Annotated in this window: 1 pseudogene; it reads left to right on the top strand. The window is 62.4% G+C overall.

From position 1 onward, the window contains the following. Positions 1 to 74: 74 nt before the first annotated feature. Positions 75 to 255: pseudogene (locus AB4Y42_RS44620) on the top strand (IS110 family transposase); the annotation flags it as partial.

The following is a 255-nucleotide window of genomic DNA, read 5'->3' on the forward strand; positions in this document are numbered from 1 at the left end:
TGAAGCAATGGCTTGAGCCGGATGCGGGGTGACCCGCACGTCCGGTTCTCAGGGGGCGGCGGCGCAGTGATGCGCTGCTGCTACCCGACAAGGAATCGATCACAGCAGCCTACGCCGTCGAGACAGGCGAGGTGGAGTTGCTGGGCAAGATTGGCACCTCGAAGGCGGACATCGATCGCTTGTGCCAGCGCATGCAGTCCAAGGCACCGCACGTATGCATTGTCTACGAAGCAGGTCCATGCGGCTACGGCCTTT

The organism is Paraburkholderia sp. EG286B, from assembly GCF_040965655.1.
Taxonomy (GTDB): domain Bacteria; phylum Pseudomonadota; class Gammaproteobacteria; order Burkholderiales; family Burkholderiaceae; genus Paraburkholderia.